Origin of the sequence: Methylomonas koyamae (assembly GCF_019669905.1) — a bacterium.
Classification (GTDB): Bacteria; Pseudomonadota; Gammaproteobacteria; order Methylococcales; family Methylomonadaceae; genus Methylomonas; species Methylomonas koyamae.
In genome coordinates, this window is sequence record NZ_AP019777.1 from 341913 (window position 1) to 365976 (window position 24064).

Genomic DNA, 24064 nt, shown 5'->3' on the forward strand with positions numbered 1-24064 from the left:
CCTTCGGCGGAGCCTTTCGATTCAATGCAACAGCATGGAGCAGAGCCGGTCTTCCAGCTCCATGCGTTCGGCCAAGTGTTCGCCGAGTACCGATAAATCCTGTAGCAAATTGTCGGTCCTGAATTTGCGCCGGCCTTCGTCGTAGGTGTCGCTGAAGGATACGGCCGAGGCGGTGATCTTGGAGAATGCCGGATAAATCCGCTCGGCATAGCTCAGCGCAGACGATTGCTCCGGGCGGTCGGTTAACAGATGTTCGTAGATACCGAAATGGCCGAGCGAAATGTAATCGATCAACAACTGCGAGAATTCGGACAACGCCGATCGCAAATTACCGTCGCCGTTGAGCGGTAGCATGTTGCCAATCTTGCAGTATAACGACCAAACTGCGGAACGTTCTTCCAATAAGGTTGCAACCCAATGTTGGGCGTTGGCGCTTTTCTCGCTTTGGCAGACATTAGACTCGATCACGACGGTTCTCCCATTGAAAATGACGAGGCTTAAATTTATGTCACTTCTCAACAATATTCAACAAGGCATTAAAAATTAACAATTTTCGCTTGAAAAGTGTGATCGATTTGGCACCTGTTAATTTCATATTTGTGGCTTTGCCCTGCGAAGCCAGGCCACTGATAAAGGCGTGGAACCTTAAAAAAATAACGCAAAAACAAGCGTTTGCCAGCTATGGCAACGAATTCGCCGTGTTAACGGTCAGTGGAATCGGCAAAGTGGCCATGGCCGGGGCAGTGGCCTATACCCTGGCGCAATATCCCGACGTTGCCGAACCGGTCATGTTGAATATCGGCATAGCCGGGCACAACCGGCTGCCGGTGGGCAGTTGCCTGCTGGCGGATCGAATTGCCGACGCAGACAGCGGCCGGCGTTTTTATCCGCAATTGCCGTTTGCTGCACCTTGCCCGACACGCGGTTTAACCACGTTCGCGCAAGCGGCTGCGGAATACTGCGGCGATTATCTACGCGACATGGAAGCCTCGGCGTTCTACGAAACGGCCGTCAAATTCAGTTCCAGCGAATTGATCCATTGCCTGAAGGTCGTCTCCGACAATTCCGAGTCGCCGTTGGCAAACGTCACCGAAGATGCGGTGGCGGACTGGATCGGTGCTAGTTTACCGGTCGTGGAAGCTTTATTAACGCGATTGGCGGAATTGGCAAACTCGCAGCCTACATCTGACCGCAAACTGTACCGGGAAGCCTTGGGCCAGTTTCATTTCACGGCCAGCAATGCCGCAAAATTGCAATCCGTATTGAACCGTTGGCGCTTGGTGTACGGAGAGCCTGCCGATTTGAACCGGATCGACGCGAAAAATGCAAAGGACTTGCTTGCGCAAATGGAAGCGCTATTGGCGGAAAAACAGTTTTATTTGTAGCGGATCGGATGGGTGCCCCGGAAGGGCGAATCGGGCGGGGTAAAAAACAGGGCGCCGAAGCGCCCTGCCGCAAAAACAATTACAGCAATTTTTTCAAGCCTTCGACGCCTTGCTTGCCGGCAGCTAAGTGCTCTTTTGTTTCTTGCAAGTTGGCGGCTTTAGCTGAGGTAATCGCAGCTTTCAAGTGGCTCCGCGCTTTATCTGCAGCTCTGGCAACTTTATCGTTTGCGTTGAGTTCTTTGATAAAGTCAGCAGCTTTTTTGATCGAATCAACAACTGCGTCGCCTTCTGCACCGTTATTGATTGCGGTCTCGGCGGCTGTGATACGCGTAATCACTTCATTGATCACGTCGATAGGTTTATAAGAAACCCTACCCGGATCGGATTCAGCAACCGCAGCGGTAGAGAAAGAACCCATAGCGGCAGCCAAAGAAAACGCGATAACAGCACTTTTTAAAATTTTCATGTATTGAACCTCACAGTTATTTTTATAAGAACATATAGCTGCTAACCCAACCGTTTTAGCCACCACATGTTGGGCCGGGATAATAGCATAGTTCATGGGCATTGCTAGCCTGTTTGTTGGCGAAAATCAGGGTTTATACCGCCCGTTTCGCCTCACTCGACACTGGCCAGCAACTTATCCATCCAGGCCGCCGGCAGCAGGCGTTTCAGCCAAGCAAACAGATGGGTGGGGACGGTCACCCGATAGCGGATTTTCGGCCGCTGCGACTCTAACGCCAACGCAACTTTTTCGGCCACCGCGCTCGCCGGCAAGGTAAACGGCGCAGCCGGGCCCTGCTTTTGCAGACGGGCTTCCATGGCACGGTAGGTGTCCCGATGGAAGCTGTGTTCCGGGTCGATGTTTTGTTGGTACAGCTTGAATGCATTCTGCCGGAAACGGCTCTCGATCGGTCCCGGTTCGATCAATACCACGTGCACGCCGCTACCGCGCAATTCCAGGCGCAAGGTATCGGCCAAACCCTCCAGCGCAAATTTGCTGGCGTTATAGGCGCCGCGGAATTTCATCGCAACGAAGCCCAGTACCGAGCTGTTGTAAATGATTCGGCCATGGCCTTGTTTACGCATCGCCGGCAACAGTAAATTCGTCAATTCGTGGGTGCCGAACAGATTGGTCTCGAACTGCTGGCGCAACACCTCGCGGCTCAAATCCTCGACTGCGCCCGGCTGGCCGAACGCGCCGTTATGAAACACCGCATCGAGTTTGCCGCCGGCCATCGCCAGCAACTCGGCAACCGCGGCGCGAATGCTGTTCGAATCGGCCAGATCCAGTTGCAGGCATTCGTAACCCTCGCTCCGCAAGCGTGCGACATCCTCCGCTTTGCGCGCCGAGCAGATCACCCGGTGGCCGCGCAATTTCAGGTACAACGCGGTGCTGTAACCAATGCCAGACGAGCAACCGGTAATGAAGATGGTTTTGCCTCGGTTCATGGCTGGCTCAATTCGCTTTCGCTGAAAGTAAAGGCTTTACCGCTGCTGCAGTTGATCGAGAACACCAACTGGTCCAATTTGCTTTTACCGCTCAGTTCGTCGGCCTCGACCCGCTGGCACTCGCCGCCCGCCAACGCCTTTTGCGCCGCCAAACGCCGGAATTTCTCGACATCGGGCAACCGGGTTTCGAACGGCTTGATTTCCGCCGGCAATTTGTCCGGATCGTAGGGCGGCACGGCAAAGGCGGAAAATTGCAGCGGATTTTGCTTGATCAGCGTTTGCGTCTGTTCGCTCTGAATCCTGGCCGCCTGCTTGGTTTGCGCAATCAGATCCAGTTTGGCCTGTTGTTCGGCCCGTTCCTGTTCGGATTGCATTTTCTTCAACTCGGCTTCCTCGGCCTGTTTCTTTTCCTGCGCGGTGATATCGACGCTGCTACCGGTCTTGGTATTCATTTGCACCGCCTTGTGTTGTTCGGTACACGGCGACGACTGGTAGTTGGTATGGCCGCTCGCATCGGTGCACTTATAAACGCCCGCCCAGCCGTCGCAAGACAAGCACAGGGCAAAAACAAAGAACAGATTTTTCATTGTATTCCTGTCGGTTAAACGCTACTGTAAAACTATCACTTAGCTTGCCGTTACTGTAAACAGATTTTTCAATCCGCCGATGTTCGTCCTGCACAGCTCCAACAAAACCGAAAACCTGCTGGAGCATTTGGTCACGGTCATTAGCGCCGCGCCGCTGTCGTCGCCGTTTGCCGCCGAGTTATTCTTGATCCAAAGCCAGGGCATGGAGCGCTGGTTGTCGCAGCAACTGGCCGCGCGGCTCAAGGTTTGGGGGCATTTCAGTTATCTGTTCCCGGCCAAATTCTTTGCCGAAATCGCCGCGACGCTGCACGACGAATTGTGCGAAGCCAGCTTCGACCGCCATTGGATGTTGTGGCGCTTCGAAGCGCTATTGCGCGATCTCGACGGCGAAGTGTATCAGGCTTTACGGCAATATCTAGTCGGCGAAAACGCCGAGCTTAAACGTTACCAATTGGCCCAGCAATTGGCGCGCGTCTACGACCAATACCAGATGCTGCGCCCGGACCTGCTCGACGCCTGGCAAGCGCGGCGGCTGTTGTACGGTAGTCCGGCGGAAGCCTGGCAAGCCGAGTTGTGGCGGGCCGTCGTCGCCGAAATCGGCCCGCGCCACCGCGGCGCACACTGGCTGCAAGCGATCGCCAAGCTGCAGCGTGCCGAAGCCGGCGCTTTCGCCGGGCAATTGCCGGAACGGGTGTCGGTATTCGGCGTCAACAGCTTGCCGCCGTTAATGCTGAACTACCTGCAAGCCTTGTCCCGCTATTGCCAGGTACACCTGTATCTACTGAATCCGGTCCAGGGTTACTGGGCCGACCTGCCGCCGAAGCGGCTGCTGGCCGAATTGCAAAATTTCGACGGCCACCCGTTGCTGGTGCGGCTGGGCCAGCAAGGCCGCGAATTCCAGCAAATGCTGCTGGAGCAGGCCGAGTTCGCCTTCGAGCCCAGCAGCTTCGAACCCGCACAGCCGCAGAGCGTGTTGCAATGCCTGCAAAACGACATCCTGGCCAACCGGCTGCAGCCGCAAACCCGGCTGGAGGCGGACGCTTCGATTTCCATCCACGCCTGTCACTCGCGCTTGCGCGAAGTGCAAGTTTTGAAAAACCAACTGCTGCAAACCCTGGAGCAAAATCCCGATCTGGATTTGCGCGACATCGTCGTCATGGCGCCGGACATCCAGGCCTATGCGCCGTTCATCAGTGCCGTATTCGACGACATTCAGCATGCCGTCGCCGACCGCAGTTTGAAAATCAGCGATCCGCTGCTGGACGCTTTCGTTCGTTTTCTGCAACTGTCGCAAAGCCGCTTGGGTTGGCGCAGCGTGATGGATTTACTGGAGCAGCCGTTGATTCACGCCGGTTTCGGTCTGGCGGCCGCCGATCTGGAATTGATCGCGTATTGGTTGCGGGAACTGCACGTGCGCTGGGGGCGGTCGGGCAACGCCAAACAGGGGCAAGGCCTACCGCCGACGCCGCAGAATACCTGGCAAGCCGGCCTGGAACGCCTGTTCATGGGCTATGCGCTGGCCGCCGACGAATTCGTCGACGACATCCTGCCGTATCCGGATATCGAAGGCTCGGCGGCGCAAGCGTTGGGCGGCCTGAACGCTTTCTTGCAACTGCTGTTCCGCGCCGGCGACGAATTGGCGGCTGCCAAAACCCTGGGCGAATGGCAAACCTGCCTGAGCCGTTACGCCGACGGCCTGTTGGCCGCTGCCGACGCGGCGCAACGCCAAGCATTGAACGAACTGTTGGCCGAACTGGCCGAGATGGCCGCGATTCACGACCGGCCGCTGCCGCTGGCCGTCATCGTGGCCTGGCTACAAGGCCGGATGGACGAGACCAAATCCGGCGCCGGCTTTCTGCGCGGCCAACTGACTTTTTGTTCGATGTTGCCGATGCGCTCGATCCCGTTTCAGGTCATCGCCTTGCTGGGCATGAACGACGGCGAGTTCCCGAAAATCGAGCGCCATCCGACCTTCGACCTGCTGGCGGCCCAGCCACGGTTGGGCGACCGTTCGCGCCGGGCCGACGACCGTTACCAATTTCTGGAGATATTGTTGTCGGCCCGCCGGCAATTGGTCATTACTTACCTGGGCCAATCGCTGCGCGACAACAGCGATATTCCGCCGTCGCCCATCGTCAGCGAATTGCTCGACGTATTGCGCGACGGCTATGCGCTGGACGGCGTCGTGGTGCGCCACCCGCTACACCCGTTCAGCCGGCGCTATTTTCTCGGCGACGATCCCCGCTTGTTCAGCTACGCCCGCCACGATTGCGACACCGCCCGTCGCCTGCGCGGCGAGAAACCGGAGCCGCAGCCCTGGTGGTGCGGCGAGTTGGCGGCCGAAACCGATCGCGTGGTCGAAATCGACCGCCTGCGCCAGTTTTTCCACCACCCGCAACGCTATTTTTTCCGCCATTGCCTGGAATTGCAGTTGCCCAGCCTGGCAGCCGATGCCGAAGAACGCGAACCGTTCGCGCTGGACAGCCTGGAGGATTATGCCCTGGCCCAGGAATGGCTGGAGGCCGAATTGCAGGGTAAAGCGTTTTCGCTGGCAAAACTGCAAGCCCGCGGCTTGTGGCCGGCCGGCGCCGCCGGCGAAATTGCCTGGCGCCGGCGCCAGCCGGCGATTGCCGCGTTCGCCGCAACCATCGTCGGCAAACAACTGGGTGCGGCGCTGCCGCCCCAGCTAATCGATCTGGAGCTGGACGGCTACCGGCTGGTCGGCAAATTGGGGCGCCTATACCAAAACGGCGGGCTGGTTTACCGCTTCGGCCGCTTGAAAGGCCGCGACTTTTTCGGCGCTTGGTTGCAGCACCTGATCGCCAACCAACTGGCGCCGCAAACCACCCACTTGCTGTGCCTGGACGCGGATTTGCGTTTTCCGGCCCAGTCCAGCCCCGGCGCCTTGCCGCAACTACTGGAGATTTTCCAGCGCGGCCAACAACGACCAGATGCATTTTTTACCGAAGCGGCACTGGATTTCGTGCAGCAAAAAAATCTCGACACGGCTCCGGCGGTAGTGGCCAGACACCTAATGGAAGACATCGAAAAAGGTTACGAAGCCGAAATCGGCCAACTGTTTGCCTACCGCGACCTCGAAGAATTGTTCGGCGACGAATTCCGCGGATTCTGCCGGGAATGGCTGGAACCGGCCTGGAGGGCGGCGCATGGCAATTAAGGCCTTCGACGCGGTCGGCGGTGCGCTGGAAACCGGCATCAACTTGATCGAAGCCAGTGCCGGCACCGGCAAGACTTACACCATCGCGATGCTGGTACTGCGCTTTGTCGTCGAACGCGAACTCGACATCAAGCAACTGCTGGTCGTCACCTTCACCAAAGCCGCCAGCGAAGAACTGAAGGAGCGTATTCGCGCCCGCCTGGCCGAAGCCCGGCGCATCCTGCTGAATCCGGCGGCGGGCGACGATCCGGCCGTCACCGGCTGGCTCGGCTGGCTCGGCGGGCTGGCCCTGGACCAAAACCTTATCCGCCAACGCCTGGAGCTGGCGCTGCTCGATATCGACCAGGCGGCAATCTTCACGATCCACGGCTTCTGCCAGCGGGTGTTGGCGGAACACGCGTTGGAAAGCGGCCAGTTGTTCGATTGCGAATTGAGCGGCGATGTGGCCGAATTGAAATTGCAGTGCGCCGACGACTTTTGGCGCCGGCAAATCTACCAACGCCCGCCCTGGCAAGCGGCGTTACTCACCCAAACCTATCCGACGCCCGATGCGTTGCTGCAGAGCGTGCTCCGTATCGATCTGCAGCAAAACGCTTATCCGCAGGACACCGACCTCGAGGCCGAACTGGCGGCGTTGCCGAGCTTGCGCGCAGAGGCTGCCGCAGCTTTGCCGGCGGCTGCCGCAACCTTGAATAACGCGTTCGCCAACGGCTGTTTTACTCCAAGTTTCGCTAACGGGTTTTCCGCTCGGGTCGAGGCCCTGGCCGCTTGGCTGCACGACCCGGACCACGATTTGCCGGATTTCGACTGCCTGAATCCGGCCACGCTGTTGGCCGGCCTGAACGGCAATAAATTCCGCGCCGGCAAAACCAAGCCGCTGTCTGCCGAACAACAAAAGCAACAATACCTGGACAGTCTGAACATCGATTGCGCGCCGTTTCAAGCGCTGGCCGACGCGGTGCGGCGGCTGCCGGTCGCGTTTCGCGCCGCACTTCTGGCCAGCTTGCGCGTCGAGCTGGACCGGCGCCTGCTGCGGGAAAACGTGCTGTCCTTCGACGATTTGATTACCCGGCTGGCGGCCGCGCTAGACGGCGACAACGGCGCCTTGTTGGCGACGGAATTGCGCTTGCGTTTCCGGGCGGCGTTGATCGACGAATTTCAGGACACCGACGCCAAGCAATGGCGCATTTTTTCCGGCGTGTTTGCCAGTGCGGAACATTACCTATATCTGATCGGCGATCCGAAGCAGGCGATTTACAAATTCCGCGGCGCCGATATTTTTTCCTACTTCGCCGCCCAACAACGCGCCGACCGGCGCTACACCTTACTGCACAACTGGCGCTCGCATCCGCATCTGGTGCAGGCCGTGAACCGCTTATTCCGCCGCGAAAAACCGTTCTTGTTCGATGCCTTGGATTTCACGCCGGTCAAGGCCGGCCGCCAACCCGGCGACGGCAGCATTGCCGGCGGCGCGCCGCTGGTCTTGTGGCAGCTCGACAAGAATCCCGGCAAGCAGGAACATTGGACCGCGCGCAAAGGCGGCTCTGGCGAAGTCTCGGCGCGGGTGCTGCAGGCCGTGGTCGGCGAAATCCGCCAGTTGCTGGCGGCAGGCCGCATCGCCGAAAAGCACGGTAACGAGCGGTCGGTGCAAGCTCGGGACATCGCGGTTCTGGTCCGCAGCAATGCCGTTGCCGCCGACTACCAGCAGGCGCTGCTGCAAGCCGGCATACCGGCCGTATTGAACAGCAAGCAATCGGTGTTCGCCTCGGCGCAAGCCTTCGAGTTGTACTACGTGTTGAGCGCAGTGGCCGCCGCCGGCCAGGTTAACGTGTTGAAACAGGCTTTGGCGACGCCGTGGTTCGGCTTGGACGGCCAACAACTGTACCGGCTGAGCCGCGACGAAGCGGAGCTGGACGCGTGGGTGTCGCGTTTTCAGGACTATCTGCAGTGCTGGCGCAACCAGGGCCTGCTGGCGATGGTGCAACAACTGCTGCGGCGGGAACGGGTCGAACAGCACCTGTCGGCGCAAACCCAAGCGGAACGGGTGTTGACCAATATCCACCATTTGGCCGAACGCTTGCAGCAGGCGGCCATCGACGAGCATCTGGCGATCAACAAGACGCTGGACTGGCTGCGGCGGGCGATCCAGCAATCGGCCCAAGACAGCAGCGAAGACCGCCAATTGCGGCTGGAAAGCGACGAGGATGCGGTCAAGATCGTCACGCTGCACAGCTCCAAGGGCCTGGAATATCCGCTGGTGTTCTGCCCCGACCTGTGGCGGCGCAGCGACCGCTTGAAAACCGAAACCGCCTTGGTGCAATGCCACGAACACGGGGCGATGGTCGCCGATTTGGGCTCGGCACAATTCGGCGAACGCCGCGAACAAGCCTTGTTCGAAGAATTGGCCGAGGATTTGCGCTTGTTTTACGTGGCGCTAACCCGAGCCAAGTACCGCTGCTACCTGAATTGGGCCGACGTCCGTACCAAGGAACGGGCCAACGATTCGGCGATGGCTTATTTATTCGAATTTGCCGACTGCGATTTCGCCGGCCAGCAGCGTGTGCTGCAAGCGCTGGCTACCGCCGAACCGGATTTATTCGAGTATCGCCTGCTGTCGGCCGTAGCGGCCGGCGAGCCGGCCGAATTGTCCGGCGTGCGCCGCGATCCGGAATTGCCGTTGGCCTACCGCAGCCAAACGCGCAGCTTGCACAGCATCTGGCAGATGAGCAGCTACACCGCGCTGGCCGCGCTGAGCCTGGACCAGGCGCCGGAGCTGCCGGCCGATAAAGCCGAAGAAAGCCACGACCGGCCGGCCGCCGACGAGGCTCTGCCGCGCGGTGCCCACACCGGCAACGTGATCCACAGCCTGTTGGAAACCGTCGCCTTTGCCGATTTGGCCGCAGGCCGCGACATCGGCCGCGCCAGCGCCCAAGCCTGCCTGCGCTACGGTCTGAAGCTGGCGCAACCGCAAATTTTGAGTGAAGTGCTGTACCGCGTAGCCGCCACGCCGCTGGAAGACGATGCCGGGTTTTGCCTGAAACATCTGGACCCGGCGCAGTGCATCAAGGAAATGCCGTTTTACTTGTCCATGCCGGGTAGGGTGGACACCGCCCGCATCAACCAAGTCCTGGCCGCCTGTCCGGCCTACCAGGCGCTGGATGCCAAGCAAATCAGCGGCTATCTGACCGGCTTTATCGATCTGGTCTGTTGTTACGGCGGCCGCTACTACATCATGGATTACAAAACCAATGCCTTGGCCGACTACGCGCCGTCGAGCCTGCTGCAGGCCATGCGCGAACACAATTACGGCCTGCAATATTGGCTGTACAGCCTGGTCTTGCACGAATACCTGGGCCAACGCCTGCCGGATTACGATTACGCCGCGCATTTCGGCGGCGTCAAATACCTGTTCGTACGCGGCATGCATCCCGACCGCCCGGCCAGCGGCGTGTTCGCCGACCGCCCGGAACCAGACCTGCTCGCCGAGTTGGCCGAGGTGTTTTTTCGAGCCTAAATAGCCCCTTCCCACTGCGCAGAGGGCGTTAGCGTCTTCATTGTCACCTGCGGTTAGCGCGCGGCGAATGTCCCTATCCGGTACGATCCGGTGCCGCCGACCGCTGCCGAAATATGTTAAATCACCGAAACCGATATCGGGATTTGCCGCCATCGAAAATAAAGGTGTTTTCTTACAAGCGCTTATCGACGGCGATTTAATTTCCAATTGGGTTATATCGCCGGTTTTTGGTTACCGCTTCTTGCCGGTGGCCGCCGCCGCGGACTCCGGCCGCAACCGGCGGCCGCCAATCCAATGCCCCTGCCAACATCTTGTCTGCCTGTCGCCAACCCACTGCCGCTGCGCCTCGCAACCGCTCGGCGGCGGCAGTCGTGCGATTTTCCGTGCCCTTTGTCCGGACTGCATGCAACTGGCACACAATCTGCAAATTCGACCGCAGTGACCGTAACGCATCCCGGCCGGCAATTGCGCCCGGATCGGCGCGTTAGCGGGCAGCGCAGACAGCAAGGAATGCGCCGTTCGGATGCGATCCGTTACGGCCTCAAGGAAGAGACGCTTCGCCACATCCGCCGCAAGACGGAGCCGGAAAGCCGCGGGTCTTGCTATGCCGAGACAGCCGGGCCGCCTCTCGAACGAGAGCCATCGGCGGCTTGAATCCGCCAATTGTATCTTTCAATTTAAGGAAAAAATTATGCAACAGACTGGATCGAAATCGCTGCGGCTACGCTGCTTCCTGGCCGCCGCCGCGCTGGCATTGGCGAACGCGGCAAACGCCGGCACCTTGAACGGCGGCGTGTTCAACATTTCCTTCGACCATCCGGACGATTTGTTGTCCGGCTTGACCCTGGGCGACGGCGCGCTCACCGGTTATTACGTCGCCAATTATTTCGACAAACCGGTGGCCGACACCATGGACGCGTCGCAGATGGTAACTGTGCCGACCGGCAGCTACCCGGCGCCGGCCACGCTGTCGTTCGAGATCAACCCGTCCAGTTTGGCCGGCACCGGCATTCCGTTCGGCAGCGGCGGCCGTAACAACAAAGCCACCACGCTGGCCTGGGACAGCAGCCAGGATGCGTTGGCCAATGCTTCCAGCTTTACTGCCAGCGGCGTCGCCGGCTTGAACGGCGTGGTAATGACCCGCGGCAGCTTCACCGGTACCTTGCTGTCCGGCGATTACCAATTCGGCTACGTCGCGGCGCGCAACAACGGCGTCAATAGTGGCTGGGCTTTGACCAACAACGTCAGCTTTGCCTCCACCACTTTCGATACCCGCAACATTAGCGTGACGACCGACGGCGACAAACTGCTGTTTACCGGCGAACTGTGGTGGTCCGCCAGTACCAGCGCCTTTCTGTTCGGCGGCGACGGCCTCAGCCAAGCCGGCCGTGCCGGTAGTTTCAGCCTGGTTTCGCCGGCTCCGGCCGCGGTTCCGGTGCCGGCTGCGGCTTGGTTGTTCGGCAGCGGGTTATTTGGCGTCATGGCAGCCGTTAGTCGCAAACGCGCGGCCCTTTCCGCTTGAGCCGGCTAACGCACCCGGGCTAGTGCGTCCGGGTGCGTTTTTACAGACTTCGTAAGCTTATTCCACCCGCGAACATGATGAACATCCAGTTAGTTAGATTATTAACCTCCCGTTTAAGCGCAGGCGCGCTGCTGGCGGCGGCAATCTCGGCGCCGGCCGCGGCCGCCACAGTCTCCGGCGGCGCGATGACCGTAAATTTCGACCGCAACGCGCTGGCGGCAGCCATCGCGATCGACGAAACTCCGGCTCCGGCCATGTACTTGGAGGAGTTTTTCGACGCGCCGGCGTCGCGTAGCCGCAGCTATAACCAGATTCTGGAAGACCACTTGGTGCCGGGAGTCAGCGAAATCCCCGCCAACGGATTGGCTTTGGCCGTCAACCCCGGCCAGGTCGCCAATTTGACCGGCCGCCGCAGCAAACCGACCACCCTCGATTTCGACCCGGCCAACTTCGCGGCTTCCGTCAGCGGCGCGATCGGCTTGGCCGGCGTGTTCCGCTTCCGCGTCGATACCGGTACCGACTTCAACCGCATATTGTCCGGCGATTACACGTTGGAATACGATGCCGCCAATATCGACGCCGTCAGCGGCCGCTCGGGTTGGAGCTTGTATAACCATGTTTCCTTCCGCGCCGAATCCTTTAATTTGTTTAATGTCGTGATGGGGCTCGATTCGGACAGTTTCAGCCTTTCCGGCGATCTGGGGCTGGGCGAGGGCTACGACCATTTGAACGGCCGCCGCGGCGCCATAGTCGGCAACTTCAATTTACAAACCGCGGTGGTGCCGTTGCCGCCGGCGTTCCTGCTGTTCGCGGCGGGCTTGGCCGGTCTCGGCATCGGCCGTAGCGGCGCAGGCCGCAACGCGTGAGCGCCGTCCGCTACCGCGACGGCCGGTCCGGGCCGGAACATGCCGCCGCACGCCGAGCACTGGCCGTCGCGGTGCTGGCCGCTTGCTGGCCGTGGGCTGCGGGGGCCGAGCAATATCGCCAGGGGGTTTACCTCAGCAGCCAAGTCAATGTCGCCGCCGACGGCCGCAATATCGTCGGCGATGCGGCCAACGAACCCAGCCTGGCGCTGAATCCGCTGGACCCCGCCAATATCGTGGTTTCCTGGCGCCAATTCGATTCGGTGGCGTCGTCGTTTCGCCAAGGCGGATGGGCTTATACCGCCGACGCCGGCAAACATTGGCATTTCGCCGGCACGATTACGCCGGGCGAGGGCCGCAGCAATCCGACGCTGGATGTCGACGCGCTGGGGCATTTCTATTACCAGAGCCTGCATTTCGACCCGAGCTACACCTTCGTGCAAGACATACAAGTCATCAAGTCGCTAGACGGCGGCCGCAGCTGGGAGGCACCGGTGTTCGCTTACGGCCAGGGCGGCGATAAGGCGCAGATGGCCGTGGACCGCAGCGGGACCGCCAGCGACGGCCACGTTTATCTGGTCTGGCGCGATTGCCTGGCGGAAAAATGCTTCGTCCGCTCGACCGACCGCGGCGCGAGTTTCCAGCCGCCGCTGGCGATTCCGAGCACGCCGACCTTCGGCACGATGCGGGTCGGCAACGACGGCGAGTTGTATCTGGCCGGCCGGCTGGAGCCGCCCGAGTTCGACCCCGAACAGCCGGACCGCAATTTGCATCGCCACCTGTTTTCCCGGTCGCTGAACGCCCGCGACCCGGCGCAAATCCCAACCTTCGATAGCCGGGAAGTCGATCTGGGCGGTTTGGCGCCGCTATTTTTGTTCAAACAAAACCCGAACCAATACGGCCCTGTCGGCGACGTCCAAGTCGGCGTGGACGCCTCGACCGGTGCGATGCGCGGCCAGCTCTACCTGTTGGCGACGGTCGATCCGCCCGGCGAGGACAATCTGGATATCAGCTTTGTCCGCAGTCTCGACGGCGGCGATAGCTGGAGCGCGCCGGTACGCATCAACGACGACGGCCGCAGCCAACACCACTGGAATTGGTTCGGCATGATGGGCGTGGCGCCGAATTCGCGCATCGACGCGGTCTGGTACGACACCCGCGACAGCGCTAGCTACAAAGTCTCGCGCCTGTATTACAGCTATTCCTGGGACGGCGGCCAAACCTGGAGCAAGAACGTGCCGGTCAGCCCGGCCTTCGATACCACGCTGGCCTATCCGCACGCATCGACCAAGATCGGCGATTATTCGACCCTGGTGTCCGACGCCAACGCCGCGCATATCGCCTACACCGCCACCTTCAACGGCGAGCAGGACGTGTATTACCTGCAGGTATTCCCCGATTGCAACCAAAACGGCCAATCCGATGTGGCCGATATCGCACAGCGCCGGGTCGGCGACACCAATGCCAACCATCTGCCGGACGTATGCGAAGCGATACGGGTGCTGGGGGATATCGACGCCGACCGCGACGTCGACCAGGCCGACATCGATCGGGTATTAGCCGGCCGCGGCCGCCGCGCCGCGCCGGGCGATCCGCGCGACATCGACGGTAACGGCGCCATTAACGTGCTGGATGCCCGCAAGCTGGCGGCATCGTGCACCCGGCCGCGTTGTGTCATGTAATAAAAGGAGATTGGACAAATGCACAAGCGCTTTAGCTCGGCCCTGATCGGGGCATGGCTGTTATCGAATTCGGCAGCGGCTGGCGCCGCGATCGGATTGAACCTGGTGCCGATCGCTCACAGCGCATCGGCACTGAGCGTCGCGATCTCGATATCGGGATTGGGCGCCGGCGCTGCGCCGTCGTTGGCGGCCTACGACTTGGACCTGCTATTCGACGCCGGCCTTTTGGCTTATGTCGGCACCGCATTCGGCGATCCGGCCTTGGACAACCAACTGGACCCGCTCGACCTGGGTTCGAATCCGGCTACTGCGGCACTGGCCGGCACGGGCCGGCTGAATCTGTTCGAATTATCGTTGGATACCGCGGCGGAATTACACGCGTTGCAGGCCGACAGCTTCACGCTGGCCGTGGTCAATTTCGACGTGCTGGCCAACGGCAGCAGCGAATTGAGCTTGAACGTCAACGCGCTGGCCGACGCCAACGGCGACCCGCTGCCGGCGAACGTGGCGCCGACCACGATTACAACGGTGCCGCTACCTCCGGCCTGCGCGGCGATGGCCGCCGGCTTGGGTTTGCTGTACCGCCGCCGGGCTTAGCCTGGCGACATCCGTACTCCGCGCCGATATTGTCCGGCGGCGGTTATGGCCGCCAAGCCGAAGCGGTTTCCTGCTTTTCCGGTAGGGAATCGCTTTTGCGCTGTTACGGGTGCCAGCTCTGGCGCCAAAGATGCTGGACTCGTTTGCATTCCTGCTGTCCGGATACCGGAAATCCCTGCCGATGGCGGCTTGGCTTAACGGCATTTGCGCCGAAGCTATGGCCAAACCGGCGGTAAACGAATCAGTTGCCAAGCTTGATCCACGCCTGGGCGGCAAGCGGCTATTGGCCGGTCGCCGAAACGTGAGCCAAATCACACAAGTTTTGTGGAAATCCCTTTTCTTAACATAGTTCAATTAATTCAATGCATTTAACAGATTGATATTTAAAGGCATTCAATAAAGGCACACTAATTGTAATAGTAATTACGCCAAGCTCCGTTAGCGCGGACATTAGTCAGTGTCCGCCCGCAGCGACGTATCCGGGAAGATACGCGCGGATGCGGAAAATACGGTAACCGGCGCAATTTTTCGTTTTACAAAGGATTAACCATGCACAACATCGATAAAAAAACTCCGCTTCTCCGCCAATCCCTGCTGGCATTGGCGCTATCGGCCGCAGCCGTCTCCAGCGCCCAGGCCGCCACCGTCAACGGCACCATTCATAAAGCGACCGATCCGGTGCTGGGTGCCGGTACGACCGTCGACTATTGGTCGTTTACGCTGAGTGCGGCCGCCAACGTGATCATCGACGTGCGCGCCAACGAAGGCTACAGCAACGGCTGGGGCTCGCATCCCGGCTCTTACGTCGACCTGAATGGCGACGGCGAAATCACGCTGGCCGACACCCAATTCCGGCTGTACCAGGATTACGTCTCGCTGGACACCGAAGTCACCAGCGCCGACGACGGCTCCAGCTACACGCCGCCCGGCAACACCAACGGCTGGGCCGACGGTTCTTTGATGTCGCGCGACTCCTACCTGGCGACCGCACTGGATGCCGGCCACTACGTGATCGCATTCGGCGATTACAAGCTGGATATCAACGACGCAGTGGCGGGCTTTAACACCGGCGACGCCATCACTGCCGCCACCGGCACCAATCCGTTCACCGGCGCCACCGGCCAAGACCATTTCGACTACCAACTGACCTTCCTGGCGACCGATTACGACACCGGCGCCAATCTGGACCTTAACCCGATGCAAGTCACGGTCGGCGGCGAACCGGTGCAACCGGTACCGGTACCGGGCGCGGTTTGGCTGTTCGGCAGCGCGCTGGCCGGCTTCCTGGGCTTGGGCAAACGTAAAACCGCCTGATACGGCCCGACAAACGGGCGGCCTTTGCCGGGTAACCGGCGGCAGGCCCGCCCGACAACGCATTTTTACCCAATTCGGAACCATTCCGGCGCCGCTGTAGCGGTGCCCAAATAGGAGTATGTAATATGGCATTCAATAAAATTTTCAAAACCTCGATGCTGGCCTCGGCCTTGACTTTGGCGGCCGCACAACCGGCGGCTGCGGCTTGGACCGGCGGCGACAACAGCGTCGAGCTGGGCACCACGATCACCAATGCCGCATTTAACGGCAGCACGGTCGGCTTTTCCGGCAACGCGGCCCTGACCTACGATGCCTGGGGCATGCAAGGCGCGTTTACCAACTTCTATCTGCCGACTTCGGCGCAAAGCGTGACGATAGACGCCCGCTCTTCGGCCGGCAATTTTCCGGCGTTTTCTATTTTCAGAACCAACGTCGCTTATTCGGGCGATACCGTCGGCCAGGACACCCCGGCCGAATTGACCGGCCAAATCCATAAATTCAACTCGGTCGGCCAGGCCGGCGATCCGGGCATCATCTGGGCTACCGGCACCAACGGTATCGTCGAAACATTGGGTTACGCCAGCTCGTCGGCGAACAACTACGTCAACTCCTACGGCGGCCAGGTCAATTCCGGCGCCCACGACATCAGTATCGACAACTTGTTCGAAACCGGCGTCAGCGGCAGCATCGGCGTCACCGGCAATCCGGCCTTTGCTACCAGCAAACGTTTCGCCACCTTGACGCTGAACGATTTGCAAGCCGGCTGGTACGCCTTGTTCGTCGGCGGCGCGGATGCGGCCGGCACCGGCGGCGACATCACCGTCAAAGTCACCGCGTCGGCCCTGGCTTCAACCTACACCCCGCCGGCAGCCGTGCCGGTACCGGGTGCGGTCTGGTTGTTCGGCAGCGCACTGGCCGGCTTCCTGGGCCTGAAACGCAAGTCGTCTCTAGCCGCCTAAACCCTAGCGGACCAGGCCTCGCCGGCCCACGTTCGGCGAGGCCACCGCCGCCTTAAAACGGCGGGCTTCATCAATCTAATCGCCCGTTCGATCCGTTTCGTTTGCCAATCCCCCGAGTAAGACCATGCGCACATTCCGTAACTGTTCCCATCCACTGCTGGCGGCCGCCATGCTGTTTGCCTCTATGGCAGTCTTTGCCGCCGAATTGCCGCTCGGGCCGATGCCGATCAGCCTGAAATATTTGCCGGTGCCGCCAGTGCCGGGCCTGGCCGACGGCAGCGATCCGATTGTGGTCAATAAGCCGGCGGCGATTGCATTGGGCAAGGCCTTGTTCTGGGATAGCAACGTCGGCAGCGACGGCATGGCCTGCGCTTCGTGCCATTTTCAAGCCGGCGCCGACGGCCGCAGCAAAAACCAAATTTCCGCCGGCGGCCAATCCAAACCGGTTGCCGAGCAAATCTTCGCCGACAGCAGCGACGCTACGCCGCTGGGCCCGAATCGCACGCTGAGCCTGGCCGATTTTCCATTGCATCAGCGGCTGGACCCGCTGGCGGATTCCGCAGTGGTTTTCGATACCGATAACGTGGTCGGTTCGGCCGGGACGTTCGCCGGCGAATTCAAAGGGGTCAACCGCTTCACCAGCGGCACCGACATTTGCAACCGGGCGGCGGATCCGGTGTTTCGCGTCGGCGCCAACGGCACCCGCCGCGTCACGCCGCGCAATGCGCCGACCGTCATCAACGCCGTGTTCAACCACCGCAGTTTTTGGGACGGCCGCGCCAACAATGTTTTCAACGGCAGCAGCCCGTGGGGAGACCGCGACCCGGACGCCGGGGTCTGGGTCAAAACCGGCCCCAGAAACGTGCAAAAACAACGCCTGCACCTAATAAACTCGTCGCTGGCGTCGCTGGCCGTGGCACCGCCGGCCAACCATACCGAAATGAGCTGCAGCAACCGCTCGCTGCTGGACGTCGGCCGGAAACTGCTGTACCGCGCGCCGTTGCAAAACCAATTGGTGCACCACGCCGACAGCGTGCTCGGCCCTTACAGCAACAGCAACCCGGAAAAATTGAATCCGGGCTTGAGTCTGCCTTACGGCTCGCTGGTGCGGCAAGCGTTTAACGCCAAGTACTGGTCGTATTCGGGCTCGGTGCCGCTTGCCGTGCCGGCCGGCCAAGCGCCGTACACGCAACTGGAAGCCAATTTTCCGATGTTTTTCGCCTTGGCGATTCAGTTGTACGAAAGCACGCTGATTTCCGACCAAGCGCCGTTCGACAACAGCGCCCGCGACGCCAACCACCAGCCGGTCGATCTCAGTGCCGCGGAATTGAACGGCTTGAAACAGTTCCGCAAAAACCAGTGCGCGCTATGCCATTTGGGGCCCAATTTCAGTTCGGCCTCGATTGCCGCCAATGCCGCCATCGCCCAAAGCCATCCGGAAGCCTTCGGCGAGCCGACTTTTCGTATCAGCGCCAGCACCAACGTAGTCAACCGGATTCCGTTGCTGGTCGGCGGCTTGCCGGTCACGGCGTTTTACGACACCGGCTTCTCGTCCAACGGCGCCAGCCGCGAAGCCAACGATATCGGTGCCGGCGGCGTCGACGATTTCGGCAATCCGTTGTCGTTCAGCCTCCAATACCTGCAACTGTTGGCCGGCAACGGCGCAGCGGTACTGGACAGCGAAGTCAACGCCGTGCGTGCCTGCGATTTCCAGGACGCGGTGGCGACCAACCTGAAATTGCCGTATTCGTTGCCTAACCTGTTTACCCAAATCGACGGGCTGATGCCGCAGCCGCAATCCACGGCAAATTGCTTCCTGCCGCTGGTCAACGCCTTCTTGCCGACGCCGGCCGCGGCATCGGCCGAACTGAACAAGGCGGTGAACCGGAAAATGGTGGCCGCCGTGACGGCGACCTTTAAAACGCCGTCGCTGCGCAATATCGAACTGACCGGCCCATACATGCACAATGGCAGCATGGCGACGCTGGAGCAGGTGGTCGAGTTTTACAGCCGCGGCGGCAACTTCAAGAACGACAGCAAGCACGTGACGCGGGTATTTCCGCAACCGACGCTGCAAACCGATGCCCAAAACCGGGCCGATCTGGTGGCCTTCCTGAAAACGCTGACCGACGACCGGGTCCGCTACCAACGTGCGCCGTTCGACCATCCGGAGCTGAAGATCCCGCACGGCCACAGCGGCGACGAAGTCGCGACCGTCGCCGGCAATCCGCTGCACGCCAGCTTGTCCAAAGACGAGTATTTACGGTTGCCGGCCGTCGGCGCGGAAGGCGCGGCCGAACCGCTACCGGCGTTCGAACAGCGGCTGGCGCCCTGAGCCCGGTTGTTGCGGTATCGGCCGGTAACCTGTGTCGGATCGGCAGCGGCATAATGCCCGGTTCGATCAAACCGCAAACCATGCCGCTCCCGCCTTGCGGCCAATGCGCGCTGCGGCCGCCGGGCACATCCGGCGTCGCGTCGCTCGGGCTGTAACTGAGCCAGTGTTTGCGGGCGTGCGCTAAAAACAACACCAGATCGCCGGCCTGTAAACGCAACTGCTCCGGCTAGGCCGGAGAATGCACCCAGCCGCAACTCTTGGTCAGCAAATGAAACCGGATTGCCTGTTCGGAATTGTGGTCCAGCACCCAGGGCCGCAAAGACCGCCCGCAGGCTCAGGTTGTGAAAAATGCAACCAGGCCATCCATACGTCAGTCTCGGTTAATCGGCCGGTTTTGGTAACTGCGTCGGCCTTTACGCCGCCGGGACATGAAAGGGCGGTTTTCGGGCTGCACGCAAAGGTTTGCCGGGAGGGAAAGTCGGATGGGGTTTGTCCTAATGATCGGAAAGAAACATAGCGTATCAGGCCGGCATGGTAAGATTGGAGCCCGACTGACGCTACAGGTGCCCTTATCACGTTGTCGATAATAAGCCCCTACTGATCTCCTCACGTCTGCGCGCGACATCATCAAAAGATTCTCGGTATGCGTTATGTTTTAGTACTCTTTCGTTAGAAGAAAAATAGACTCATGACCACCGCTAACATCAATACGAACATGCTGACCTGGGCGCGTGAGCGCTCCGGTATCGCCGTGTCTGAATTTGCCCGGAAATGCGGTGTCAGCCAAGATAAACTCAGCGAGTGGGAATCCGGCCGCCGGCCGTTGACCTTCAAGCAAGCTATGACTTACGCCGAAAAGGCGCATATCCCCTTCGGTTATTTGTTTCTAACCCGGCCTCCAATCGACGAATTGCCTATTCCCGACTTAAGAACCGTCGATGGCCAAGCCAACCGTAAACTCAGCGCGGAATTGCTCGACCTGATAAAGCTGATGCAACAGCGCCAGGAATGGTACAAAGACTACTTGCAACAGCATTTCGTCGGTCCAAATCCTATCGTTGGCCGCTTTGCCGTCAAAGATGAGGTAAGCTCCATCGTCCACGATATGCGCATCGCGCTAGGTGTAGGCAATCATCCGCAACGCGGCAGTTGGGAGGATTACTACCGCGATTTGGTCAACCGTATCGAGTCTGTCGGGGTTTTGGTGATGCGGCAAAGCGATGTGGGCCACTACACGCGACCATTGCGCGTCGAAGAGTTTCGAGGTTTTGCAATTGCTGACGATTACGCGCCGATCATTTTCGTCAACCATGCCGATGCCCTAGGCGCACGGCTATTCACCTTGATCCACGAACTCTGCCATATCTGGATCGGCCAGTCCGGCATTTCCGATGCCAATACCCACACGCATCGCGAAGAAGAAATACTTTGCAATGCCGTCGCCGCAGAATTTTTAGTCCCGGCATCTGAATTTGAAACTCTATGGCAAACCGACCTGGAAAGCTGGCAGGCCAATTTGCCGATGCTGGAAGCACATTTCCACGTCAGCACGTGGACCTTGGCGCGTCGCGCGTTGACACTGAATTTCATCGCCCTGGGCGAATACCAGCGATATATCAACGCCCAACAAGCAGTCTATCGGGATCGCGAAGACAGCGGCGGCCCCGGGTATTACCGCACCAAAAAAGCTCAAATCAGCCAGCGTTTTTCTCGTGCCGTCGTTAGTCAGGCGCTCTGCGGACAACTTTTACTCCGTGAAGCTAGCCAGTTATTGGGCGGCATCAAACCTAACAAAATTGCCACCTTTGCCAAGGAGTTGGGCGTTTGAAATATCTTTTGGATTCGAATACTTACATTCAAGCCAAGAATTTCTATTACGGCATGGACATTTGCCCGGCCTATTGGGATTGGCTGGATCGGCAATTTCAATTGGGCTTGGTCGCCAGTGTGCAGATGATTGGAAAAGAACTCAGAGACGGTGACGACGAACTGGCCGAATGGGTCAAGTTCCGTCCGGAACATTTCATCGACAACGATGACGCCGAAACTCAGTCGGTTTTTTCCGTTATTGTCCAAAGCGTCGCAACCGGTGATTATAATCCCGGCAACCGCGATAACTTCTTAGCGAAAGCCGATCCCTGGCTCATCGCCAAAGCTAAAACCCTGGGTGCGACAGTGGTTACTCACGAAGCTTTGCTGGCTCCGAATACCAAGAAAGTCAAAGTTCCCAATATTTGCCGCGAATTCGGCGTGCCGTGCCTGGACACGTTTCAGTTTCTGCGGGAATTGAATGCCAGGTTTGTTTTGGAGGGTTAATTTTCAGCGAATTAGAGAAGCAGGGCCGTAGGCTGGGTGGAGCGGTAGCGATACCCAGTTTTAATGGCTTTAGCTGGGTTTCATTATCATTCAACCCAGCCTACTTCCACAAACGCAGATTCAGCTTATGATCCATTACCGGTCATTTGAAAGTTCAACCCACTGTCTCTGTCGGGTCGATACCGCTCATTCCCTCGCACTCCATCACCATAGCTCTCCAATCCCATTCCCGGCGGATATCTGCTTGCTGGAATTGAAAGTATTCGGCCAAATCGACAATACCGCGCAAGGCGGCAAAGGCATCGTTCGAAATCGGCGTTCGGCTATTGGCGGCGTCCATTCCTCCGAGATTAACCGCACAATCTTTCCGTTAGGTTGGTTATGATATCCGGGCCGCCATAGCGGCGGCTTTTTGCCGATGCCGCTAACCCAACCTTCTCAGTACGGAGCCTGCGATGAAAACCACGACCGAACGCCGCGAACACCTGGAAGCCTTGATCTGCCGCGCGGAGCGGGAGGCGTTGCAACGGCCCGAGCTGTACCGGGCCAAAGTCGGCCTGATGGCCTTACTGGGTTATCTGGTGATCTTCGGCGTGTTGTTTACCTTGTTGGCGCTCAGCGTCGGCATCGGCTGGGCCGCGTTGGCCAGCACCACGTTTGCAATTCTGTTGCTGAAGAAGAAATTGATTTTCGTGATTTTGGGCATGATCTATGTGCTGCTCAGGGCGCTGTGGGTCAAGTTCGAAGCGCCGGACGGTTACCGCCTAACCGCCAAGCAATATCCGCAACTGTTCGACCGTTTGAAAACCCTGAGCCGGCAACTGCGCGCGCCGCGGATTCACCAAGTGATTTTAACGCCGGAAGCCAACGCCGCCATCGTACAAACTCCGCGGCTGGGCGTGTTCGGCTTTCCGAAAAACACGTTGATCCTCGGCCTGGAATTGTTGATGAGCCTGACGCCGGCTCAGGCCGAAGCTGTGGTCGCCCACGAATTGGGCCATTTGTCGGCTGCGCATGGCCGTTTCGGCGGCTGGATTTATCGGGTCAGGCTGGGCTGGCAACGCATCGTCGAAGGCCTGGAGCAGCAACAAAACATCGGCGCAAGCTTGATGCGGCGCTTCTTCGATTGGTATGCGCCGACCTTTGCCGCCTATTCGTTCGCGTTGGCCCGCAGCAACGAATTCGCCGCCGATGCCGTTGCCGCGCAATTGACCAGCCGCGCCGATGCAGCGCAGGCTTTGGTCAACAGCTATGTGGTCAGCGATTTGGTCTCAGAGCGGTTCTGGGCGCCGTTTTTTCAGCAGGCCGATTGCAACGAACAACCGGCCGCGCCGTTCGGCCCGTTGCGGGATTTCCTTAGCCAAGCGCCGTTCGCGGCCGACGAGTTGCAACGCAAGTCCGCCGAAGCGTTGGCGATTGCGACCGGCCACTACGATACCCACCCGGCTTTGAACGACCGCTTGCAGGCGCTGCAAGCCGGAACTCCGCTGCCGAAACTGCCTGCGCTGTCGGCGGCTCAAGCTTGGTTGGGCGAGCGTTTGCCAAGCGTGTTGGCCGATTTCGACCGGCTCTGGCTGCAACGCCACGGCGAAAATTGGCGGGAACGTTTCCGCTATTGCCGGCAAGGCCGCGAACAACTCGCCGAATTGGCGCAGTTGCCGGCCGAACAGCTCAGCGCCGAACAACACTGGCGCCTGGCGATGCTGACCGAGGAGTTTATGCCCGACACCGATCCGCTGCCGCTATTCCAGCGCTACCGCGCCGCCCACCCCGACGCCAACGCCGATTTCGTGATCGGCCGGCTGTTACTGAAACGCGGCGATCCGGCCGGGGCGGACTCGATCCAGGCGGCGATGCAGGCCAAGCCGGAACTGGCCATCGACGGTTGCCGCTGGCTGGAATATTTCCACCGCAGTCGAGGCGACGCCGGCGCAGCCGAGCAATGGCTGCGCCGGGCGGAACGGCAGGCCGATATCGACCGCGCCGCCGAACTCGAACGGCAAAACCTGACGCGCAAAGACGCGTTGGCCAGCCCGCAAGCCGATGCCGATACCTTGGCCGCAGTGCGGACGGCCGCGGCAAACATCGCCAGCATCAAGCGCGTCTGGCTGGCGGAAAAACCGATGCAGCATTATCCCGCGGCCAAATCCTACGTCGTCGTGTTTGCCAAAGGCTGGTTTGCCAGCGAGAAAAAATTGACGCAACGGCTGGTTGCCGAACTGCGGCTGCCGCAAAACCTGTTTGTGCTGTGCAAGTCCGGCGCTCACGCCGCCATCGCCAAACGCGCCATCAAGGCCGGTAGCGAAGTTTACCGGCGCTAGCCGGCTCGGCCGCAGCCCGCAGCCGATTACGCCGGTTGC

The 24064-nt window shown here is 59.9% G+C and carries 19 protein-coding genes and 1 riboswitch; of the genes, 14 read left to right on the plus strand and 5 right to left on the minus strand.

Annotated elements, in window-relative coordinates; translation table 11 throughout:
• Nucleotides 1-21: 21 nt before the first annotated feature.
• On the minus strand, nt 22-468 hold the full coding sequence (locus tag MKFW12EY_RS01625; protein ID WP_245006408.1) for an Rsd/AlgQ family anti-sigma factor: 447 nt from the start codon (nt 466-468) through the stop codon (nt 22-24).
• Nucleotides 469-698: 230 nt separating this feature from the next.
• On the opposite strand from MKFW12EY_RS01625, the gene MKFW12EY_RS01630 reads away from it, so the two are divergent.
• Nucleotides 699-1385, plus strand: a complete 687-nt coding sequence (locus MKFW12EY_RS01630; RefSeq protein ID WP_221053895.1) for a nucleoside phosphorylase-I family protein — start codon at nt 699-701, stop codon at nt 1383-1385.
• Between the two features lie 79 nt (nt 1386-1464).
• Here MKFW12EY_RS01630 and MKFW12EY_RS01635 read toward each other — a convergent pair whose 3' ends face one another.
• The 3 genes from MKFW12EY_RS01635 to MKFW12EY_RS01645 are packed head-to-tail and all read right to left on the minus strand — an operon-like array spanning nt 1465 to nt 3424.
• Nucleotides 1465-1947, minus strand: coding sequence for a hypothetical protein (locus MKFW12EY_RS01635; protein WP_231879430.1), 483 nt, complete (start codon nt 1945-1947; stop codon nt 1465-1467).
• A 56-nt stretch (nt 1948-2003) separates the two neighbouring features.
• The gene (locus MKFW12EY_RS01640) at nt 2004-2837 is read right to left on the minus strand and encodes an SDR family oxidoreductase (RefSeq protein WP_221053896.1); all 834 of its coding nucleotides are present in this window, start codon (nt 2835-2837) and stop codon (nt 2004-2006) included.
• Complete coding sequence (locus tag MKFW12EY_RS01645; protein ID WP_054760446.1) at nt 2834-3424, minus strand: DUF4124 domain-containing protein; 591 nt, start codon at nt 3422-3424, stop codon at nt 2834-2836. The genes MKFW12EY_RS01640 and MKFW12EY_RS01645 overlap by 4 nt, the downstream gene beginning before the upstream one ends.
• 79 nt (nt 3425-3503) lie before the next feature.
• Between MKFW12EY_RS01645 and recC the strand changes: the two genes are divergently transcribed.
• From recC to MKFW12EY_RS01705, 12 genes are all read left to right on the plus strand, one after another.
• Nucleotides 3504-6602 carry an exodeoxyribonuclease V subunit gamma gene (gene recC, locus MKFW12EY_RS01650; protein ID WP_221053897.1) on the plus strand — a complete coding sequence of 1033 codons (3099 nt, stop codon included), beginning with the start codon at nt 3504-3506 and terminating at the stop codon, nt 6600-6602.
• Nucleotides 6592-10116 (plus strand): exodeoxyribonuclease V subunit beta, encoded by a 3525-nt coding sequence (gene recB, locus MKFW12EY_RS01655; RefSeq protein WP_221053898.1) that lies wholly within the window; start codon nt 6592-6594, stop codon nt 10114-10116. Before recC ends, recB begins: the two co-directional genes overlap by 11 nt.
• Nucleotides 10117-10665: 549 nt before the next feature.
• A riboswitch (cyclic di-GMP riboswitch) is annotated at nt 10666-10745 on the plus strand.
• Nucleotides 10746-10807: 62 nt separating this feature from the next.
• Nucleotides 10808-11638, plus strand: a complete 831-nt coding sequence (locus MKFW12EY_RS01660) for a hypothetical protein (RefSeq protein ID WP_082410030.1) — start codon at nt 10808-10810, stop codon at nt 11636-11638.
• A gap of 74 nt (nt 11639-11712) precedes the next feature.
• Complete coding sequence (locus MKFW12EY_RS01665) at nt 11713-12504, plus strand: hypothetical protein (RefSeq protein WP_245006409.1); 792 nt, start codon at nt 11713-11715, stop codon at nt 12502-12504.
• Nucleotides 12501-14183 (plus strand): hypothetical protein, encoded by a 1683-nt coding sequence (locus tag MKFW12EY_RS01670; RefSeq protein ID WP_221053899.1) that lies wholly within the window; start codon nt 12501-12503, stop codon nt 14181-14183. Before MKFW12EY_RS01665 ends, MKFW12EY_RS01670 begins: the two co-directional genes overlap by 4 nt.
• An 18-nt stretch (nt 14184-14201) precedes the next feature.
• Entirely contained in the window at nt 14202-14780 is a 579-nt protein-coding gene (locus tag MKFW12EY_RS01675) for a cohesin domain-containing protein (RefSeq protein ID WP_221053900.1), read from the plus strand.
• Nucleotides 14781-14910: 130 nt separating this feature from the next.
• Entirely contained in the window at nt 14911-15129 is a 219-nt protein-coding gene (locus MKFW12EY_RS01680; protein WP_054763594.1) for a hypothetical protein, read from the plus strand.
• A gap of 200 nt (nt 15130-15329) precedes the next feature.
• Nucleotides 15330-16094, plus strand: a complete 765-nt coding sequence (locus MKFW12EY_RS22960) for a hypothetical protein (protein ID WP_054763593.1) — start codon at nt 15330-15332, stop codon at nt 16092-16094.
• A gap of 125 nt (nt 16095-16219) precedes the next feature.
• Complete coding sequence (locus tag MKFW12EY_RS01690; RefSeq protein ID WP_221053901.1) at nt 16220-17053, plus strand: hypothetical protein; 834 nt, start codon at nt 16220-16222, stop codon at nt 17051-17053.
• A gap of 124 nt (nt 17054-17177) precedes the next feature.
• Nucleotides 17178-19388: a cytochrome-c peroxidase gene (locus MKFW12EY_RS01695; RefSeq protein WP_221053902.1), complete on the plus strand. Its 2211-nt coding sequence runs from the start codon at nt 17178-17180 to the stop codon at nt 19386-19388.
• A 688-nt stretch (nt 19389-20076) separates the two neighbouring features.
• On the plus strand, nt 20077-21216 hold the full coding sequence (locus MKFW12EY_RS01700) for an XRE family transcriptional regulator (RefSeq protein WP_221053903.1): 1140 nt from the start codon (nt 20077-20079) through the stop codon (nt 21214-21216).
• The gene (locus MKFW12EY_RS01705; protein WP_054763672.1) at nt 21213-21704 is read left to right on the plus strand and encodes a DUF4411 family protein; all 492 of its coding nucleotides are present in this window, start codon (nt 21213-21215) and stop codon (nt 21702-21704) included. The genes MKFW12EY_RS01700 and MKFW12EY_RS01705 overlap by 4 nt, the downstream gene beginning before the upstream one ends.
• A 154-nt stretch (nt 21705-21858) precedes the next feature.
• On the opposite strand, the gene MKFW12EY_RS01710 is transcribed toward MKFW12EY_RS01705, so the two are convergent.
• Nucleotides 21859-22044 (minus strand): hypothetical protein, encoded by a 186-nt coding sequence (locus MKFW12EY_RS01710; RefSeq protein WP_157199655.1) that lies wholly within the window; start codon nt 22042-22044, stop codon nt 21859-21861.
• A 115-nt stretch (nt 22045-22159) separates the two neighbouring features.
• Here MKFW12EY_RS01710 and MKFW12EY_RS01715 point away from each other — a divergent pair, with 115 nt between their 5' ends.
• Complete coding sequence (locus tag MKFW12EY_RS01715; RefSeq protein WP_221053904.1) at nt 22160-24025, plus strand: M48 family metallopeptidase; 1866 nt, start codon at nt 22160-22162, stop codon at nt 24023-24025.
• The last annotated feature ends 39 nt before the right edge of the window (nt 24026-24064 follow it).

Coding starts and splice junctions, on each gene's coding strand:
- recC (WP_221053897.1), top strand. CDS start 3,504: ATGTTCGTCCTGCACAGCTCCAACAAAACCGAAAACCTGCTGGAGCAT.
- MKFW12EY_RS01690 (WP_221053901.1), top strand. CDS start 16,220: ATGGCATTCAATAAAATTTTCAAAACCTCGATGCTGGCCTCGGCCTTG.
- MKFW12EY_RS01635 (WP_231879430.1), bottom strand. CDS start 1,947: ATGAACTATGCTATTATCCCGGCCCAACATGTGGTGGCTAAAACGGTT.
- MKFW12EY_RS01660 (WP_082410030.1), top strand. CDS start 10,808: ATGCAACAGACTGGATCGAAATCGCTGCGGCTACGCTGCTTCCTGGCC.
- MKFW12EY_RS01665 (WP_245006409.1), top strand. CDS start 11,713: ATGATGAACATCCAGTTAGTTAGATTATTAACCTCCCGTTTAAGCGCA.
- MKFW12EY_RS01675 (WP_221053900.1), top strand. CDS start 14,202: ATGCACAAGCGCTTTAGCTCGGCCCTGATCGGGGCATGGCTGTTATCG.
- MKFW12EY_RS01715 (WP_221053904.1), top strand. CDS start 22,160: ATGAAAACCACGACCGAACGCCGCGAACACCTGGAAGCCTTGATCTGC.
- MKFW12EY_RS01700 (WP_221053903.1), top strand. CDS start 20,077: ATGACCACCGCTAACATCAATACGAACATGCTGACCTGGGCGCGTGAG.
- MKFW12EY_RS22960 (WP_054763593.1), top strand. CDS start 15,330: ATGCACAACATCGATAAAAAAACTCCGCTTCTCCGCCAATCCCTGCTG.
- recB (WP_221053898.1), top strand. CDS start 6,592: ATGGCAATTAAGGCCTTCGACGCGGTCGGCGGTGCGCTGGAAACCGGC.
- MKFW12EY_RS01640 (WP_221053896.1), bottom strand. CDS start 2,837: ATGAACCGAGGCAAAACCATCTTCATTACCGGTTGCTCGTCTGGCATT.
- MKFW12EY_RS01710 (WP_157199655.1), bottom strand. CDS start 22,044: ATGGACGCCGCCAATAGCCGAACGCCGATTTCGAACGATGCCTTTGCC.
- MKFW12EY_RS01645 (WP_054760446.1), bottom strand. CDS start 3,424: ATGAAAAATCTGTTCTTTGTTTTTGCCCTGTGCTTGTCTTGCGACGGC.
- MKFW12EY_RS01695 (WP_221053902.1), top strand. CDS start 17,178: ATGCGCACATTCCGTAACTGTTCCCATCCACTGCTGGCGGCCGCCATG.
- MKFW12EY_RS01680 (WP_054763594.1), top strand. CDS start 14,911: ATGCTGGACTCGTTTGCATTCCTGCTGTCCGGATACCGGAAATCCCTG.